At 60.4% G+C, this 17,929-nt stretch carries 21 protein-coding genes; 2 read left to right on the top strand and 19 right to left on the bottom strand.

Annotation, left to right across the window (positions count from 1 at the left end; all coding sequences use genetic code 11):
- Window positions 1-43: 43 nt before the first annotated feature.
- From ACOZ4O_RS01000 to ACOZ4O_RS00970, 7 genes are all read right to left on the bottom strand, one after another.
- Complete coding sequence (locus ACOZ4O_RS01000; protein ID WP_424523497.1) at window positions 44-979, bottom strand: ArdC-like ssDNA-binding domain-containing protein; 936 nt, start codon at window positions 977-979, stop codon at window positions 44-46.
- Window positions 980-1,066: 87 nt separating this feature from the next.
- Window positions 1,067-1,414, bottom strand: coding sequence for a hypothetical protein (locus tag ACOZ4O_RS00995; protein ID WP_424523496.1), 348 nt, complete (start codon window positions 1,412-1,414; stop codon window positions 1,067-1,069).
- Between the two features lie 72 nt (window positions 1,415-1,486).
- The gene (locus tag ACOZ4O_RS00990; protein WP_424523495.1) at window positions 1,487-2,488 is read right to left on the bottom strand and encodes a DUF6610 family protein; all 1,002 of its coding nucleotides are present in this window, start codon (window positions 2,486-2,488) and stop codon (window positions 1,487-1,489) included.
- 124 nt (window positions 2,489-2,612) lie between these two features.
- The gene (locus ACOZ4O_RS00985; RefSeq protein WP_058984724.1) at window positions 2,613-2,834 is read right to left on the bottom strand and encodes a hypothetical protein; all 222 of its coding nucleotides are present in this window, start codon (window positions 2,832-2,834) and stop codon (window positions 2,613-2,615) included.
- A gap of 66 nt (window positions 2,835-2,900) precedes the next feature.
- The gene (locus ACOZ4O_RS00980) at window positions 2,901-4,061 is read right to left on the bottom strand and encodes a hypothetical protein (protein WP_424523515.1); all 1,161 of its coding nucleotides are present in this window, start codon (window positions 4,059-4,061) and stop codon (window positions 2,901-2,903) included.
- 128 nt (window positions 4,062-4,189) lie between these two features.
- Complete coding sequence (locus ACOZ4O_RS00975; RefSeq protein ID WP_424523494.1) at window positions 4,190-4,318, bottom strand: hypothetical protein; 129 nt, start codon at window positions 4,316-4,318, stop codon at window positions 4,190-4,192.
- Entirely contained in the window at window positions 4,318-5,004 is a 687-nt protein-coding gene (locus tag ACOZ4O_RS00970; RefSeq protein WP_424523493.1) for a DUF6166 domain-containing protein, read from the bottom strand. The genes ACOZ4O_RS00975 and ACOZ4O_RS00970 overlap by 1 nt, the downstream gene beginning before the upstream one ends.
- 118 nt (window positions 5,005-5,122) lie before the next feature.
- Here ACOZ4O_RS00970 and ACOZ4O_RS00965 point away from each other — a divergent pair, with 118 nt between their 5' ends.
- Window positions 5,123-6,487 (top strand): restriction endonuclease, encoded by a 1,365-nt coding sequence (locus tag ACOZ4O_RS00965; protein WP_424523492.1) that lies wholly within the window; start codon window positions 5,123-5,125, stop codon window positions 6,485-6,487.
- A gap of 13 nt (window positions 6,488-6,500) precedes the next feature.
- Here the strand turns inward: ACOZ4O_RS00965 and ACOZ4O_RS00960 are convergent, their stop codons facing one another.
- Complete coding sequence (locus tag ACOZ4O_RS00960; RefSeq protein ID WP_424523491.1) at window positions 6,501-7,073, bottom strand: hypothetical protein; 573 nt, start codon at window positions 7,071-7,073, stop codon at window positions 6,501-6,503.
- Between the two features lie 186 nt (window positions 7,074-7,259).
- Here ACOZ4O_RS00960 and ACOZ4O_RS00955 point away from each other — a divergent pair, with 186 nt between their 5' ends.
- On the top strand, window positions 7,260-9,362 hold the full coding sequence (locus ACOZ4O_RS00955) for a hypothetical protein (protein WP_424523490.1): 2,103 nt from the start codon (window positions 7,260-7,262) through the stop codon (window positions 9,360-9,362).
- A 147-nt stretch (window positions 9,363-9,509) separates the two neighbouring features.
- Here ACOZ4O_RS00955 and ACOZ4O_RS00950 read toward each other — a convergent pair whose 3' ends face one another.
- The 11 genes from ACOZ4O_RS00950 to ACOZ4O_RS00900 form a co-directional block, all read right to left on the bottom strand.
- Window positions 9,510-9,905, bottom strand: a complete 396-nt coding sequence (locus ACOZ4O_RS00950; protein ID WP_424523514.1) for a DUF7567 family protein — start codon at window positions 9,903-9,905, stop codon at window positions 9,510-9,512.
- A 72-nt stretch (window positions 9,906-9,977) separates the two neighbouring features.
- Window positions 9,978-10,343 (bottom strand): DUF7568 family protein, encoded by a 366-nt coding sequence (locus tag ACOZ4O_RS00945; protein WP_424523489.1) that lies wholly within the window; start codon window positions 10,341-10,343, stop codon window positions 9,978-9,980.
- A gap of 3 nt (window positions 10,344-10,346) precedes the next feature.
- Window positions 10,347-10,838: a hypothetical protein gene (locus tag ACOZ4O_RS00940; RefSeq protein WP_424523513.1), complete on the bottom strand. Its 492-nt coding sequence runs from the start codon at window positions 10,836-10,838 to the stop codon at window positions 10,347-10,349.
- 103 nt (window positions 10,839-10,941) lie between these two features.
- Complete coding sequence (locus ACOZ4O_RS00935) at window positions 10,942-11,358, bottom strand: hypothetical protein (protein ID WP_424523488.1); 417 nt, start codon at window positions 11,356-11,358, stop codon at window positions 10,942-10,944.
- Window positions 11,359-11,432: 74 nt separating this feature from the next.
- Entirely contained in the window at window positions 11,433-12,095 is a 663-nt protein-coding gene (locus ACOZ4O_RS00930; protein ID WP_424523487.1) for a DUF6735 family protein, read from the bottom strand.
- Window positions 12,096-12,163: 68 nt separating this feature from the next.
- Complete coding sequence (locus ACOZ4O_RS00925) at window positions 12,164-12,544, bottom strand: hypothetical protein (RefSeq protein ID WP_424523486.1); 381 nt, start codon at window positions 12,542-12,544, stop codon at window positions 12,164-12,166.
- A 91-nt stretch (window positions 12,545-12,635) separates the two neighbouring features.
- On the bottom strand, window positions 12,636-12,824 hold the full coding sequence (locus ACOZ4O_RS00920; RefSeq protein ID WP_424523485.1) for a hypothetical protein: 189 nt from the start codon (window positions 12,822-12,824) through the stop codon (window positions 12,636-12,638).
- 137 nt (window positions 12,825-12,961) lie between these two features.
- Window positions 12,962-13,843, bottom strand: a complete 882-nt coding sequence (locus ACOZ4O_RS00915) for a hypothetical protein (protein ID WP_424523484.1) — start codon at window positions 13,841-13,843, stop codon at window positions 12,962-12,964.
- A 94-nt stretch (window positions 13,844-13,937) separates the two neighbouring features.
- On the bottom strand, window positions 13,938-14,864 hold the full coding sequence (locus ACOZ4O_RS00910; RefSeq protein WP_424523512.1) for a transcription initiation factor IIB: 927 nt from the start codon (window positions 14,862-14,864) through the stop codon (window positions 13,938-13,940).
- A gap of 117 nt (window positions 14,865-14,981) precedes the next feature.
- Complete coding sequence (locus ACOZ4O_RS00905; RefSeq protein WP_008580551.1) at window positions 14,982-16,400, bottom strand: argonaute/piwi family protein; 1,419 nt, start codon at window positions 16,398-16,400, stop codon at window positions 14,982-14,984.
- On the bottom strand, window positions 16,397-17,785 hold the full coding sequence (locus tag ACOZ4O_RS00900) for a hypothetical protein (protein ID WP_424523483.1): 1,389 nt from the start codon (window positions 17,783-17,785) through the stop codon (window positions 16,397-16,399). Before ACOZ4O_RS00900 ends, ACOZ4O_RS00905 begins: the two co-directional genes overlap by 4 nt.
- Between the last annotated feature and the right edge of the window lie 144 nt (window positions 17,786-17,929).

The following is a 17,929-nucleotide window of genomic DNA, read 5'->3' as shown; positions in this document are numbered from 1 at the left end:
GGGAAAACGACCAACAAACGAGGCGAGAACTGATTGGTGTTGATTAACTCCTAATGTCCTCCAGAACTTCAATAAGTTCTTCTGACGTTCGACTAATCCGGCCAAGGCGCTCGCGAACGACCTCGGGATCGTCCGACTCCCACGCAGCGAGGTAGAACGCTGACCCACTGGTGTCGAGCCCGCAGTACCGCCCGACGACGTACGCGACGGCTTCGGCCTCGACTTCACGTTTCGACCGCTCCGTATCGTCGTCGACATCGAAGTGGAGCAGGGCGTGTGCGTACTCGTGAATCAGCGTTCGCGCGAGGTCGGCCTCGTTCTCCCGATCACGCACCTCGACGAGCGGCTGAACGTCGACGAGGCTCAGTTGCTCGCAGATGCCCTTTGCCTCGCCGTGGGTCCACTCCTCAGTTGGAACGATCCGCACCGTCACGCCGAGGTCATCAGCGGCGGCAGTCAACTGTTCGACGAGGTCGCCGGCGTCCCCAGTCGCTTCAGTGTCTAGGTCGGGAAGCGGTTCGCCCTCGGTCTGGGAGACATCGAACACCGGCGCGGGCTTGAACCCGACCAGGCCCTCGGACCACTCCTCGGGCGACGTCTCATCGTAGTCACAGTCGCTGTCCTCGTGATAGCTCGGCGAATTCTCGCACTCCGGGCACTGCTTGGTGATGATCGGCGCCCAGATCCAGATGGCCGACTCACCCTCCGTGACGTGACGGTCGAACTCCTCCTGCCACGTCCGGTAGCCAGCCACGCGGGTTGCCTCGGGACACTGCCGCTTGATGAGGAGCGTGTTCCGATACGAGTAGTCGTGGAAGCGACTCTGGACGTCAAGCCACTCCTGGAACTCCGCGCTGGCCTGCGCGTCGTCGACGCCGGCGACGAGGTCGTCGATCCACTGTTCGATCGTACTGTTCATCTCGTCGGATCGCGTGTCGGTCTGGTCGAAGGAGACCGACGAATCACTGGTCGTAGCCATTGTGTTCACCGAATCTAGTTCACGGCAACTGCGTCTGCTCAGACCGCGCCGCACCCCTCAGGGGCGTTCAAAAAACCGCTCTGTCGGTCAGCGGAGCTCGTGGCGTTCGTCCGCAAAGCCAACCGAGACGAGGTACTCGAGGAACTCGTCGAACCGCTCGACGTCACTGGGGGTGTCGGTCGCAAGGTGACGTGCCCACTCGATGGCCCACTGGAAGGCGGGATCCGTGCCGCCCTTGCCGTGAATGTACCACCACCGGGCCGCCTTGAGAACCACTATGGGATTCGTCGGCGGCTGCTCACCGGCGAGCCCACGGGTGATGGATTCGATTTCGTCGGGGACGTCGGCGGGATCGACCTCCGATGATTGCGTGTTGTCGATATCGACCGGGATCTCGTCGATCGAGACGTTGTCAGGACGCTGTTGTTGACTCACTGGATGTCACCTCTGAGAGCATTCGAAGGAGCCCTCGCCCTCTTCGGGGGGCACGAAAAACAGGTCGCTAAGTCACGCCGGCGGGAGGTAGACGCTCTGCTCACCGGCGATCTCCTCCAGGTTATTCCGATGACGGTGGCTGAAGTAGCACTCGTAGCTGCAGTATCCACAGATTGCGCCGGTATCGTATTCGGCCACGTACGGGCCGCGGCGAGTTCGCCAGACGTTCGTCCCGCATTCGGTACAGGCGGCGTCCTCGAGATCGGCAGGACTCGGTCCCTCGTACTCGACGTCGAGCCCCTCGTCTTGCGGTGTCGTTTCGGGCCAGATTCCGTGGCCCCTCCAAAACTCACGGACACGAGCGAGGCTGTGGCGCACCGTCTTTCGGACGGTGACGTGGTCGGCGTCGCGACCGCTGTCGTCCCAGCCGTCGGCCGTCCAGAACTCACCGAACTGTGCGCCGCGATGCAGGCCGTTCCAGTCGACGCCGACGATGTCGGCTGGTGGCTCGTCCGTGAGTGTCGGCCTGGTCAGCTGTCGAATGGCGTCGAGCTGCTTGGGCGGACTCCCGCCGAGGATGTGGACGCGCCGCCCTCTCCAATCGGCAGGGTCGGAGAACTCGTGGGCCAGGCGGTCGGCGTATCCGCGTGAATACCCGAGGACGAGGGTCTCGGGGATCGCGTCGAGCACCGGTCGCGACTTCGGAACGACGATGAGCTCGGCCTCGGGGTAGCTCGCTTGGATCTCACGAGCAGCAGCGACGTGGGCGTCGACGTCGTCGATTTCGTCGACGTCCCCGATGACCCCGACCTGAGGTTCGTACTCGAAGAAACGGTCGACGAACCGCTCCAGATCGGGATTCCGGAAATCGTTGTCGAGCATCCCGACGGGGAGGCTAAGGTTCTGATACTGCGCCTCCTGGTACCCACAGTCCTCGCGAAACCCGGGAAGGAAGCCGAGGTCGACAGCGTCGACGACAAACGGCGCTCGATGCAGAAACGCCACATAGTCTGCTTGTCTGGCGGCGGCGATTTCACGGGCGGTGCTGGCGCTGGAGCTCAGCTCGAGGGACATGATTAGGCTCGCGAGGCCGCTGCTGGCTGCCCCGCACCCTTTCAGGGGCCCGAAAAACCGAGGCACAGCCTGTTAACCAACAAAAGGGGGAACCTACGCGGAGTGTGTTGGTTAAGACCAGAGCTTACTCTTCGTCCTCACGTAGCTCTTCAGCCTTCCACTTGAGCCGGCGTAGGATCTGCGTCCGATTCTGGTGGGCGTTCTCGTAGGCAACACACTCTTGGAGGGTTTCCATATCCGGGATCGTCGCGATACCAGCCTTGATCAATCGGTAATTCGGTGCTTCAAGACGCTTCTCAGGTGGGAATTCGTCGTCACTCCCGTCGCTAATCGTGGACTGTTCCATCTCGGTAGCCCTCCACCCCTCCAGGGTGAGAAAAACAGAACAGACGACTACATCACCGACGCGGCGTCAGGCCATCGCCTCTTGGAACCGCTCACGCAGCGCGTCCTCGCGTTCTTCGAACTGCTCGACTTTCTCCTGCAGGTCGTCGCTGACGCGCTCGATGCTCGCCAGCGCTCGTTCGCCGGCCAGCGACGCCTGTGACCCGTCTTCACCGTCCGCCTCTAGCTGCTGCTCGTAGGCCTGCTCGACGCGCTCGATCGTACCTTCCGGGTTGAACAGAATGTCGTTGGCGATCCGAACGTACTGATCGAGGGATGCCCCCTCTTTCCCCTGGAAGAAGTGGGTGAGCGCGTACGTCGCGCCGGAATGTAGCGTCCACATATCGACCTCGAAGGGAGACGCCGCATTGGCTTCTGCATCGCCGGCGGCACGCTCGGCCAGGTAGTCCGGGAACCCCAACAGGGTGTAGAACTCCGTGACGGTGAACGGGAGCTCCGAATAGTCGAGGTCGATATCCTGAGCGTCCCGGATGAACTCGAAGAGGTCGTCGGCGACGAGTTCGACCTGTGCGAGGAGTTCCTCCCACCAGGTGTGGAAGTTCCGGACGTCGCCGACGTGTTTGATGACCTCCTTGTCGGTGAGCGAGCGCATCGTGTTCGAGCAGTAGCCATCCTGGGCGAACCCCTCCACGTAGACGGCGTGCTCGCCGAAGAAGTCGTAGCCCGACGTGACGCCCATCGTGATCGGGTCCGACCGGCCGGGCAGGCGCACCTCGAGGCCATCGAACATGATGTCCATGTGGACCTCGCCACCGCCCCGGTAGCGTCGAATCTCGCCGAACATCACCTCGCCCAGCGGCGTCCCGTCGATGGTCTCCTCGCGGAGGACCTCCTCCAGTGGCCCGTACACGTCGACAGGGTTGATGATCGAGTAGCTGTCAGTGGGAACGTGGAACAAGGGGTCCGTCTCCGCATCCTCATTTCGGGCCTGCTCCCGAGCTCGACTCGGCTCGACAAGCGCGTTGAACCGCTCCGTTTCGACCCACTCGTCGGTGTACGGATTCTGGTACGCCACGGTCGTCTCGACGGTCTGCGGAAGATCACGAACCGCCTCGGCGAAGGTCACGGGTTCTGCATCTCCATGCCGCTCTCGGTACCACTCGGGTAGTTCGGTGTCGGTACGTCCATCGACGCCAGCGAAGATGGTTCTGGACTCTGGAGCTTTCATCTCAGTCACCTCACTTCAGGAATCCTCGTCGACGTGCGACTGCATCGTCTCGCGCCCTGCGCCCCTCTCCCGGGCGCAAAAACAACACTCACGAACTCCCATTCGACCTGGAGAGTGTCCTCACATCCTCAGCTGTCTCCGTCGGTGCGCTCCTGTCGGTCGTTGTACCGCTCTATTTCACGCCCGATTTTCTCGAGCGCCTCGACACCACGTTCGAGGAGCTGGTGGGTGGCTCGCGCCAGTCGAAGCGTCTCCATCAGTGCTCCCCCTCTGGGGGCTCGATGAGGTTGTTGCTCTCTTCTGCGAGTTCCTGGATCACCCGTTCTACGTCAGCCTCCTCGGTAACCACCCGATGTGCGAGCGGGGCTGGATATGCTCGGTCACCTTGGCTGCAGAGCACGACCAGCCACTCGTCGCTTCCATCCCCGAGTACGATGTAGTGGTCGCGATCAGCGCGCTGGAACACTCTTCGATCAGGGCGGGAGACGGCTCGCCAGTTCTTGGGGAGCGTCGGTGACGGCAGTCCACCGTCGGCGAGGGCGACGACGTCGTCGGTAAGGGTCGCCATCGCGATGTCGATCTCCTCGCCGGTGAGGTGCCAGCACGCCGCGGCACCGTCGCACTCCAGCTGTGAGACCACCTGATTCCGGAACGCGATGTAGTGCTCACGGGCGAACTGCTCATCGTCGTAGTAGTCGAGGAGGAGCGCGCACGCGAGCTGGGCGGGCCCGCTACCACTGTACCCCCACTCGAACCCGCTTGGACTGTGGTTGACGAGGTCCAGACTGCGCTCGAGGGAGAGTCGCCGATGCTCTGAGAGGTTCAGAACGACGGCTTGGGCGTCGACGCGGAAGCCGACGTATTCGACTGTGTCTCGGTGAGACTGACCGGGCGATGCTTCTGGAACCGAGTCCGAACTTGCTACAGGTACATTCCCGTTCATTCGTTGCTCGCGGGCGGTTCGGTGACCCCCGCACCCCTCTCAGGGGTTCAACAAACAGGACGGCGTAGCGTTCGGCAACGTATTTGGCAGTTGCAACGTACTATCCACATAATTGAGGATGGCTGTACTGGACGATCTCTCGGGGTTCGAGTTCGAGGACGTGATGGAGGACGTGTTCCGGAACCTCGGCTATGAGAACGTCCGCCAGGCCGACCGCACGGCTGACGAGGGTCGCGACGTCATCATGGAGGAGGTCGTCGACGGCAGGCGGCGTGCGATCATCGTCGAGTGCAAACACACGGGGACGGTCGGGCGGCCGGTCGTCCAGAAGCTCCACTCGGCGATCGCGACGTTCGACTTCGACGGTCCCAAACGCGGAATGGTCGTCACGACCGGCCGGTTCACGAACCCTGCCCAGGAGTACGCCGACCGCCTCCAGCAGAACGACGACCCCCATCCAATTGAACTGCTCGACGGCGATGACATCCGAGAGATTTCCGACGAGATCGGCCTCGACCTCTACAACGGGCGCATCGAGATTCTCTGCGACGAAACCCTACGCCCGTACGACCCGGCCGCCGACGTCGACGCGCCAGTCACGGAGGCGTTCCGCGACATAAAGAACATCGAGGGCGCCGACCTCCCAGAACCGCATTCGGCGGTGACGTTCCGCCCAGTGGTCGCGGTCACCGCGGACACGAACGCCGTCTTCGAAACGTCGGTGGGCGTCATCCACCGGATCAACGACCGATCGCGATTCGTCGCCCACGCCGAACGCGGGCAGCCACAAGTCGCGGACGAGGACGTCGCAACGCTGGTCACCGAGAACCTTCACGCGACGGTCGACCTCGATACCGAGCAGTTCGGAGAGGTGTTCGACGACGTCGAGGAGCGGCGGTTCGGCCAGACTCAGACGGAGTACAAGGAGTGGGCCGTCGAGCGGCTCCAGCAGCACCACACGACGACGGTGACCTACACCGGCGACAACAACGTCACCTACAACAAGACCTGCGAGCCGAATCGTTCGGACATCTCCGTGCAGTCGATCGAGCCCGTATACCTCCCCGAGGTTCGGCACACGACCGACCTCCAGGAGTACACCTACCCCTACGAGTACTACGCGGCAGGTCCGTCACGAGTGACAGCCGAGGATGGCATCCACCGCTGCGTCCATTGTGACACGAGCGGCGGCGACGAGACGTACACCTACTGTCCGAACTGCGGGGCCATCGCCTGCTCCAGTCACATCAAAACGGAGCGGCTGGAAGGCGAGCCGGTCTGTACGGGCTGTGCGAGGACGGAACGGTTCGCGCTGAAGACGAAGTACTTCTACGACGAGGAGAACCTCGAAGCGTTCCGCGAGGAGTACGCCGCGATGCCGCTTCACGAGAAGGCGATGGAGAACAAGTGGCTGGCCGGGGGAAGCGTTGTCGCGACGCTGCTGGTCGTCGTCGGACTACTCGTCATCGGCGGCATCATCTGAGCGGGCTAAGCGTTCACGCCGGCTCAGCGACCAACTCTTCGAGCGCCTGCTCAAGCGGGCCGTGGAACTGCCAGCTGGCCCGCTCGAAGGCTTCCTCGGTCGGACCATCCCAGCGCGGGAAGGCGGAGTGACCACTCACCTTGACGGTCCACTCGGACGGCTCCTCGAACGGGTTCCGGGTCGGGAGCTCGACGACGTAGAGATACTCCTCGTCGCCGTGAACGCCGTCGGCTGGGTTCTCGACGCCGTGTCCGAGCAGGAACATCGGCTGGTCAAGATGCTCCATATTGTCTGGCTCGAGGAGATCCGAGGGTTGGTCAGCGTGGATGCTCCGATCACGCCCTTCATCCACGTAGAGGGTCATCGTCGAGAGCGTGTCGAGGAACAGGAACTGGGCAGCGGCGTACGCAGGCCCGCGCTCTGTTCGTGTCTCGTCGAGCAACTCCTTCAGCTGGACCAGGTCACGGAGGACGCTGTCGGGATAGCCGTCCGAGTGTCGGTAGATTTGTGCGATGCGGTCGGTTTCGGACTGTTCGTCTGCGGGCTCGCTCCGTTGGATAAATCGGAGTTGACTTCGTGTCGACATCGATCACCGTCGGCGTGTGTGCGCCGGCACCCATCGCCGGCGCAGAAACAAACCCTACAGACTCATGGTGAGTGGCCGAAAGTTTGTAAATTGACTGAGGAGATTAGGTTCTACAACGAGTAGCTCTATAGTCCGAACGTTCGAGCGTCCATTTATAATCCAGTTCCACAAGCAGAATAGTATAGGATGAGCATCGACTTCGGGGAACTCCGCGATCTAGAACTCGAACACGAAGAGCAACGGGAGTGGTGGGAAGCCAATCGCCAAGAGCTAACTAGAAGCCAGAAAGACAAACTGTTCCACTGGATCTTCGACGAACAACCCTTCCATTACCGTTGGCTAGTAATAGAACTCTCCCTAGATAATCTCGAGAACCCACCGAGACTCGTTGACGATTTCCAACGACTAGCACCTCATATCGATGGAGACCTTGCTTGGCGAGAATTCTACGACGCATTCAGAAGCCGAGTGGAAGGGCATGAAGACTTGATGTGGGACATCTACGAGCACCTCATTGAAACGGACGATGAGTGGTTAACGTGGATGGCCGGAGTAGTACTGGCTCAATTACCAGAGGATCAAATGCGCGAAATCACGCTCGATCTCCTCCATGCGGACGAAGGTACAAAGGTGCGGGCTGGACTCCAAGCAACACTTGAGCAGTATCAGGAGCAGGAACTACCTGAGGAGTATATTTCAGTATTTCGTGGATTGGCATTAGATTCGGAATCCGCGACGTTACAGGAATTGATCAGGGCAAATGTCGTCCTCTTCGAGGAAAACAACCAACTTTGGGATATGACGGTGGACATTGCGGAGCGTAACCCAGAAACGATTCCCCAGATCAGCCGACGCTTTGCGAGCAAAATCGAGAATGAACATCTTGAGGAGTACATCCAGATTCTCAAACACGGAATTGAAAACGGCCAAGACGTAGACTTAGCGCACGCAAACCAGTTCCTTCAATCCAACTTCGCCAATGAAACCGAAACCTTGGCAGAGTTCACCATTTGGCTCGACAACCGAGATGCACTGACTTCAAATCGGTTGGCGGAGGATGTCTCCCGGGAAAACCCCGAGTATCTCCCAGAACTCTTCAGTCGGCTCGACGACTACGAACACCCGCTCAAAGGACAGTTTTCGTTTATTCATGCAGGCAGATCCAGACCGGCCGAACTCGTACAGCTCATCCTCGAAGAATATGACGAAGAGAAATCAGTGTTCTACCTCGAACTGCTACGAAAGGCGCTCGGTGAATTATTTGAGCACGAGGACACGCATCTTTCCACCGTCGAGGACATTTACGAGTTCTTGGTTGAACATTTTTTTAGCGAACAATTCGTACACGCGCTCGACCGTGACCGACTAAATCTGGATGATCCGGACGTATACGATGAGGAAAGAGCTCTTGGGACGCTTCGGGAGTTCCTCATCGAATTGCACACCATCCGGGATTTTGACGATGAACTCTTGGAAACGCTCGATGAATATGAGTCGCTGTCAGGCCACTTTCATGATCTCGTGGGAACCAGGATAGAAACGGGCAGGCCACATCCCTTCCTGTATCTACTCCGGGACGAAAGGAAGGAACTTGATTTCCTTGAGAACAACTGGGACCGGATACCCCAGGACAAGCGTGACGATCTGCTAGCCAGCACCGGTTTCTACGATTTTCTCTCCGAAATTATGTTCTATCTCCACTTGGACAACCAAAATGTGGCGTTCGAGCCGGAGGTCCCGTTACATGATTGGCAGACGGATGAGCCGAAGGGAAACGTCGACTTGGTGGTCGACGACATCTTCATCGATATTTACCGGCCTGAAGCATGGACCCCCCTAGCCTTGTCGAACCGGGGTAGGTTCATTCCGAATAACGCCGAGAGCAAAATCCTGGGTAAGTTCAAGAGTAAATTCCTCGGGACACGGGAAATGGCCGAGAATCCGTGTTTCATCGCTCTCGATATCGACCGGTCCGAGATTGATCGTGAGCAAGTTGTGGCAGCGCTCCTCGGCTCGATGCAGGTGAGAATCTATTATGACGAGGAGACGGGAGAGACCGTTGGCGAGGACTACGTTAGAAACACAGATGAACGTCTCGAAGGCGACTATTATCTGTTAGATAAGCATCTCAATGGGGTCATCTGGTACGAGACAGACCTCGTTGAAGAAGAAGATGGAGTTATGCCTGCTCTGGATCTTGGTGTTGTCCCGAATCCGGAACATGAAGACGGAGAGAGTAATTTCGAACTTTGTCAGAAGCTTGAGCGTTCGCTTACTGAGGGTAGCTGAGGAGATCCCGCCTCATATCGGGCTTGAAAGTGCCCATTCAAGTTACCAGGCCTTGGTTTGTTGGCTAAATTGGGGTTACTAAGTTCCTGCCCTCTATTCAGCAAGATTGCTGAGAATCATTACCTACTGCCGATTTCGTCAAGGTCACTATGCGAGATGCGACACCTCTGATGGTTCCTCGACGTCGTCGAACTCGCCACGCTCCACAGGTTCCCAGTCCTCACCCGGCTCTGGACTCCACCAGTCGACCTTGTAGGCGCCCGGTGCGCCGAGGATCTTCACGCGGGCCGACCCATCAGGCAGGTCGCGGCGCAGTTTCTCGTCGACGTGTAGGTTCCAGGTCGTGGTAGAATCGAAGCAGGCGAGCACGGCTTCCTCGTAGCCCCGTGACTCTCGGGATTCTTGGAGTTCGACCTGGGTGTTGCAGTTCTTGCAGAACACCCCCTCGAAGGGGATGTGAGTGAAGACCTCCTGCCCGCAGACGGGGCACCAGAGGAACTCGAACAGTGCCTCGCTGTGTCGGTCAAGTACTTCGAGGGTCATTGGTTGACTAACCCGGTCGTCCCGGGCCACCACCTCGTGCCCGGCGAAAAACAGCGCCCAGCGCTCACCCACTCACCGTTCGGCGCCGTAGACGATGCGTGAGGGGGCTTCGTATCCACAGTCGGGGCATTCGTACCACCGCTGGACTTTCGCCCCGTCTGCTACCTTCTCGCCGACGCGAACGTCGTCGTTCGGACACTCCGGACAGCTGAGTTCCGGGGTGGGCCGCTCCCGGAGTTCGTCACGGAACGACGTCGCATCCTTCGTCTCGTATCCCCGCGACCAGACCGGGTAGCCGTCGACGAGAATCACCCCGCGCCACTTGTACCGATAGGAATCCGGCGCTCGATGCAGGACGGCTCGCGCACCGGTCTCGGTGTTCCGATACGCGAGTGTCGGCGAGCGGCTCTCGCGTCGCCAGTTGGTGATGGGAGGCATTATTCAGAAGTGGACGTCAGCGGGTACGATCCAGAGCTCTTCACTCTCCTCGAGGAGTCGATCCAGCTGTCCACGGTGGCGAATGCCGGTTCCGTGTTCGGTGTACAGGAAGATCGTCGGGCCGTCGTACGCACCGACCTTGTGGAAGGCGTGCCGGGCGAGGTCCTCGTCGCGCATGATCTCCTCGTCGGAGAGCTCGTCGATGGCCTCTTTCACCCGGTCGAGATTGCGCACGAACTCTTCCTTCGTTGCCTCCCAGCCACGCTCGAGGAGGTCTTCGCCGTCATCAGAGTCGACGGGGGCTACAGTTGGGAGCTCACCCCATCGCGCCTTCCCCGCAACGGACGTGTCCTCCTCGTCGAACGTGACGTAGTAGTCGAAGACGGCGCCGGCGTGTGGGTCCGCGCCGACCAGGCGGTCGAACACCGTCTTTCCGGTGGCCAGCGCGTCGTCGTGTGTCGATGCCTCTACGAGGGCGTAAATCACCATATGCATCTCGAACACCTCGAAACGCCGACGCACCGGGAATCGTTGCTCGCTCCAGCTGCGCCGGCACCCATCGCCGGCGCTCGAAAAACCTGCTCGTGACGGCGGATTCTCAGGCCTCGTCCGCTCGTTCGACAGTGATGGTCAGGTCGCCCGATTCGTAGTCGGCCTCGAAGTCGACGACGAATGCGTCCGCCTCGTAGGCGGCGTGGTAGGCGCGGTGGTGTGCGAGCGAGCCAGTCGCCTTGAAGTGGAAGAATGCGGCCGCCGTGTAGGGCTTGCTCTGTGTTTCGACCTGCGACTCGACGGATGCGGAGAGCGCGACCTTGGGCGTCTCTGTGTCGATACTCGCAGCGAACTCTTTCGCTTCTTCGACGGTTGCTTGCGAATGTGCCGGTGTTTCGCCGGTGAGCACGTTCATCGGGGTTTCCGTCTCGTCGGTGAACAGGACGTCTTCGAAGGTGTGTGTCCCGAGGATCGTCTCGGGATCCAACTCGCAGTCGTGAAACGGGTCGTCGTCTGAGGTCATCGAATCACGAGCCTACGGCGGGGCTCACCCATTCCGACCCCTGAAAAACAGGACCTGCCACGAAGCAGATCGAACTAGGAGTGGTTCAGGCTCGCCTTCTCGAAGAGAGATTCACCAGTCGGGATGAGCAGCTCCTGTCGGTCTCCGACTCGCTCGGCCAGCTTCCGTTTCAGGTATTGCCTCGCCGTCGACGGCGTGAAGACGCCTTTGTCAAGCATGTCGCCGACGACGTCTTTGAGGGCCGCGAACTGTCCCTGCAGGTGGCCGTCGCCGACCGGCTCGCCGTCGTACCAACGCACCGTCGCGAGCGCGCCGTTCCCGACCGTCTCCCCCTGTTCGACCGTCTCCGAGTCGTACTGTAGCCCGAACCACAACGTCCGATAGGCGGTCACCTCGAACGTCGTCGACACCACGAAGAACGCCTCGTGGTGGAGGAAGTCGAGATGGTCAGCGACGATCTCGTCGAGGGTGAGCCCGGTGGCGCGGGGCTTCGGCTCGACGACCGTCGACGGTCGATCCTCACCAGCGAGGTAGCCGTCGACGCCTTCTGCCTCGAGGCCATCGGCAAGATCTGCGAGCAGCTGTTTCGCCCACTTGGAGTCGGTGTCGTCGCCACCGAACGGCGACTCAGCCGAAATTCGGTGCTTGAGCTTCAGGTTCGCTGCGCCCCAATGGCTGTAGTGGAGCGTGTACTGTCCGTCCGTGCGTTCGTACGCAACGAGTGCGCGGTGTCCCATCGAGCAATCACCTCACCGGGGCGACCGCGACTGGATCGCCCCGCACCCCTCCCGGGGGACGATCAACGCTACTCGTCGATCGGGTCGGGGGAACTGAGGTCCGCGTGGAGGACTTCGCCGTCACGAACGACGTACCGCTTCGCCAGCACGGGGAAGCGGCACTTGGTGAACCCCGCTGTCTGGATATCGAGTTCTTCGTCGGCTTCGAGGTGGTTGGCGAGTTCTCGCAGGAATGCGTGGGTCACGATCCCGCCTTCGTAGTCCGGGAGGCCGTTCTCCCGCGCCTCGTACACCTCGAAATCATCGTACCCCCAGATGGTGAGCTCTCCGTCTTCGGTCACCTCCCAGTTGAGCGTCCCGAAGCAGTAGCTCTCACAGAGCTCGCGGACTGCCTGCGGATCCGATACGATCGCGCCGGTCGATGTCGTCGCAGCTTGTAGTGTCGCCATGTCTGGACTTCACGGGGTCGCCCCCGCACCCCTGTCGGGGGCGATAAACCGACGTGAGAGGTGCCTCCCGAGGCGTGGCCGGCGACTTCAGTTAGGAGTCTGCGTGGGCGTCCGCCCCGGCTCCGTCGCCCGGCCGCGTGAGAAGGCTCACCTCTTCCAGGAGGTCTCTCGCGGTCTCGACTCGCTCTCGGTCCGCATCGTCTAATCGGTCGACGTCGAGTTGGTTGAGATTGCTGAGTACACGATGCATCCGGTAGCCCTGTTTGAACTCTTGCTTCATCGGAAGCGCCTCACCGCTCGCCGGCGCGGAAAGACTCCCCATCGAGACTGGCGTCGGGTTTGCAGGAATTCGAGGCCTTAACCAACGAACCTCGACGCCACTCGCAGGCTGTTGGTTAATCGACGCCAGCACTCGCGCTACTCGAGACTGGGTCCGTAGCGAGCCGAGCCACACACCCGGCACTCCCAGATCGGTTGCCCCGTCCACGCCGCATCTGGGACCGATTCGTGGGTCTTGAACCGATGGTCGGTCGCCCGTTCACAGGTTTGACAGCCGAGTTCCTGAGTCGTCGGTACCGACGACTCCTGCCGGTCAGCCGCAGCTTCGCCAGTAGATTCGGTCAGCGCCATCGCTGGAACCAGCCACACCGCATCGTCGGAGTCGTCGAGGACCGCGTCGAGACGCGACGCGTCGCGGATGCCGTCCCCACGTTGGTCGTAGAGCCGCGTCGGGCCCTGCTCCTGGCGCTCCGACGTTCCCTGCCCGATCCACCCACTCCGGTCACGGGTAGCACTGAGAAGCCGCTCACCTCCCTCTGACGACACCTGTACCGCGTCGGGGAGTGAAGGCCATTGCTCGGCCAGCTGGCGCGCCGGCGCCTCGTCGAGATCGTAGATGAGCGTGTAGTCGTCGACGGCCGGCTCCGCCTCGTTGGCGGAGAGGAGGTTCGCCGCGGCGCCGCCCTTCGCGACGGCGCCGTAGAACGTGGTCGACTCGACGACTAGGTGGACGATGCCGAGGACCGTCGTCGACGCTGTCTCGTTCGTGCTAGTCGCGTCACTTCCGAGATGGTTGGTGAGACAGAACCGGCATTTCGTCTGGCCGTCTGGGACTGACGCCCCACACGACCGGCACTCGCCATCGGCGGCCGTCGGCGCATCAGGGTAGCCACCAGAGCTCGTCGCGACGCGTTGCCGTCGGGGGGCACCTTCACACCCGTCGTCCAGCCTCGTGTCCGGAATGTGGGACGCCTCGCCGGTCGGCCGCAGTTCCTCAAAGTCGGAGTAACGACCGTTCATAGAGCAGTCTACAGAGAACATGGCTCGTCTTCGTGTTTAAATCGTAGCGTGGATAGACCGATGTGCAGTACAGACGGAGAGACCGTGATCAGCCTTAGGCGACCTGTTCCTCCAACGTATCCCGGTGTGCCCGGACGGTCGCCTTCGAGGCGTTCGCCACGTCCGCGGCCTCGGATTGCGTCAGCCATCGTCCCTCTTCGCGACCGGCCTTGTAGAGGCAGGCCGCTGCGAACCCGGCCGGATGGACGCCCGTCGTGACGCCGCGTTCCTCGGCCTGCTCCGCTAGGGTTCGGGCCCGCTGTCGGATCTCGTCCGGGCACTCGAGATCCGAGGCGAGTCGCGGCACGAACATGCTGGGGGAGACGGGCTCAGCGGGGAGGCCCAGCTCTTCGTTCAGCGTTTTGTACGCGTTCGTGACTCGTGACTCCGCGACGCGGGCCATCTCGCTGACGTCGTCCACTAACCGCGAGCGGCCGTTGCACCGGCAGGCTCCGTAGATGCTGGCCGCGGCGATGGCCTCGATGGACCTGCCTCGAAGCAGATCCTCGTTCTGGGCGCTTCGGAAGAGCTGACACGCCTGGTCGCGGACCGATTTGGAGAGTTCGAGGGCACTCGCCAACCGACGCACTTCGCCCAGCCCGTGGGCGAGATTCCGTTCCGCTTTCGACCGCCAGCGACCCCGGGTCTGCTCACGGCGCATCCGCGCGAGTCGCCGTCGCTTCTCCCCAGAGATCTCGTTTCCCTTCGCGTCGGTGCCGCGACCGATTTCCGTCGACAGGCCGCGATCGTGGCGAGCCGCAGTGAGTGGGGCGCCCGTTCGCTCGCACTCCTCGTCGTCGTACGTCCGCCACTCCGGTCCGTGATCGATGCGCTGTTCGTCGATGACCAGGCCACAGTCCTCGCAGACCGTTTCGGCCGCGTTCGTGGTGACCTGGCCGTCGCACTCGGGACACTGGTTCGCACTCGATTCCGTTCGGACGTCTTCGTCGAATCCGCTCTCGTAGATATCTCTGGTTGCCATCGTTCTCACCGTGTTCAGGGAACCCGCCAGTACAGCGAGCCCCTCGCCCATTGAGGGGCCGATAGAAACGGATGGTATCGGTACTCCAGTCAACTAGAACACAATCCAGCTGATGTTCTACATATAATGGTAGTAATGGATGTCCAGACTGGTGTTTTGAGCTTCAGCTTCAGCCAGAATGTTCCCAACGGCATCTGAGATTCCGATTGTAACCGGAAGCTTCGTACAGAAATCCGAAGTGTTCCAGTCCAGTTTCGTGAACGCCAGCATTTCTCGGCACAGCTTCTGTGGCGATGAGTCACTGACCTCTGGATCCGGCTTGACCACGATCGGCTCCGGGATGTTCGAGGCCGGATACGTCGACAAAGCCGGGATGTACCCCTTCGTGTACAGGTAGTGCTCCTCGTTGTTCGGTGCGGAGACCATCGTGCCTCGAAGCGCCGGATAAATCCCGGAACTCAAGGCCCGGACTGGGTGCCGCTCTCGGACCGTGACGAAGTCCATCAACTCGATGTTCCCGGCACCTTTGATGAAGCCCTCTCGCTCCTCTTCCCAGAACTCCGACCGCTTGTGAAGCACCAGTCGTCGCGGCTCAGTCTTTTTGTGGCTACGGTAGTGCCTGAGAATCTTCTTTACCAGTTGCTTGGCGTCGTCTTCTGCGAGGTGGTTGTTCCCTGGGCCGTGCTTCTCTCCTTCGACGGGGTCGCCTCGAAGGATGAAGTTCTCCCCTGTCTCCAGGAAGACTTGGGCCATAGCTGTCCGTGTCCGGGATTGGTCTCCGCCTCGCTCTTTGTAGAAGGATATCCCGGCGAAGCACGTTCCGTCCTCCAGCTCGGTTAGTTTCCAGGGATGGCCGCGTTGCGCCTTGTACAGTGTTCCAACCGCGATGTTCCATGCGATCTCGGACTTGTCCTGGACGCCCTCACCGCGGAGGGTCTTCGGCTGCATCAGCTGCGTCGGCAACCCGACTTCCATCCCTAGCAGCTTGATCCGGTTGTGGAAGTCGCTGGTCTCTGACTGCATCCGGGCATGGTCCTGGTGGGATGGAGTGCATGCGTCCCACATCGCTTCTGGAATCGCGATGAACACGACGTCAGGCGGCGTTTCCTTGGCGTACAGGACTTCAAGGTTGATCTTGATGATCTCGACCGCTTCTTCCAACCGGTCTTTCCGGCTGCGGATTTGTTTCAGGTCCCGGATCTCGCCTCGAGTAATCGTCTGCCGCCACCGCTTCTGCGTGTTGAACGTGAAGTTCAGCGGCGACCGTTCGCCGAGGCCGGGGAACGGTGGTTTCCACCGCTTCGACTTGTCCTCGTCGGCGGTGATCGCCAGCTCCATGTCCTTGAACAGTTTCTCGAGGCCGCCGAGAGACCGGCCAGACCCGATGTATCCGACGTTGATTACCTGATGTTCGGATTTCCCGGATGGAGTTCTTGGTCCGTATTTCATCAATCCGACTCGGGGGTCGATGGAGTCCTCGCCGTCAGCGAACATCAAGCCGGGTTCGTCGAGGACTTCGGCGGTGAACTCGTTCATTGGAAATCTCCTAACCACTTGTTCTGCATGGTGCCGTCCCGTTCGTCGGTGTCTTTGGGCGGCCTTTTGTTGACTTCGAGCATCACGGGTTCTGTCCCGATGTCCAGATCGTCCTGTTTGGGGTCGCCGTAGTCCAGGATTTTCCACCAGTGGTTGATCCGACTCCGTGTTTTCCGGTTGTTCCCGTGTCGGCTGGGGCTGAACCTGTCGTGTAACGGTTTGGCTTGTTCCCCGGTGATCCGGTTTTCTTTCCCGTTGGTGGTGAACAGGATAGCTGGTTTCAGGGTGAGGAAGTACTGTCCCGAGTATTCGAGGATGCCGATACGGAGTGAGTGGTGGCGGAAGAAGGGTGATTCGGCCTCATCGTAGTGTTTTGTGACCTGTCGCCCCTCTTCTTTCCGGACCTCCGCTTCGGGGTCTTCGTGTGGGAAGTACAGGTGGTAGTCGCTACGGTAGTTAATCGCGATGCAGCCACGGTCTTCACCCTTGGAGAGGACAACGGCCCGAATCAGCCGTTTCCCAATATCGGCGTTCCCTTGGTCGGCTTCTACCCACGACCGGAACCCGGTCTCCTCGACCGTGTCCGGGTCAATGAACTGTTTGACCGCTCTCGGCATTTCCTCCGGCGGCAATAGGCTATACACCTTGTTCGACTTGAACCACGTCGGTACCGTGAATGGGCGTAGCTTGAATGCTACCTCTTGTGTCGCGCCCTCCACCTGGTCTCCGATGTACAGAGTTTCAGGGTACTCTGTTATCTCGACGAGGTTGGTGGTCAGCTCTGACCTGTCGGTGATGGGTTCGGCTTCACGCTGGAAGAAGTCGGGTTTGAACCGGTCGTCTTTCTCGAACTCCTCGATCTTCATCAAGAGCGAGTCGTAGTCGGCCTGGTAGACGTGGGTGTCACTCAGGAACTCCTCGAAATCGTCCATCGAATAGCTCTTAATCTTCCTTCGATGCTCGTCCGAGAGTTTGTCGTTCTCGCAGACTCGGTCGTAGAACTCCTGGATTGCCTCGTCGGTCTGCTTGGTGACGTCGAAGATCTTCTGCCACTCTTTGAAGTTCTCGAGGTTCCGCCCGAAGATGGCCACGTCGAACCGTTTCTCAGGAGACCGGTCCATGTAGTGGAGGAAGTACTTCCCCATCTCCTCGAGGAATTTCTTCCCGTGACGGCGCTGGTCTGTCCACTTGAGCTCGACCCAGACCTCTCGGTCCCCCCTGATCTCTGGGAGTTCGTATTTCTGGTCGACAAGCCCGCCATGGGTGGGCGATGTTTCCGTGATGTAGTATCCCATCGCCTCCATGTACTCTTGGACCTTGTCACCGTAGATCTCCGAGTTTTTAGCGAGGGCCTCGCGTTCGCCTAGGAGGTTGGTGAGGGCCACGTTATACCGAACCTCACAATGGAGTACCTAAATCATTTCGTCGCAGTGAACGGTCCGGATTCAGGCCGAGAATTGGATGCCTGGCCACGGTTTTGGGAGTTCCTGATTCAGATTCACTGTTTTCAATACAGTAATTAGAGGTGG

This window comes from Salarchaeum japonicum (genome assembly GCF_049705945.1).
Taxonomy (GTDB): domain Archaea; phylum Halobacteriota; class Halobacteria; order Halobacteriales; family Halobacteriaceae; genus Salarchaeum; species Salarchaeum japonicum_A.
The sequence above is the reverse complement of the archived record's forward strand: the minus strand, read 5'-3'. Positions and strand labels throughout refer to the sequence as shown.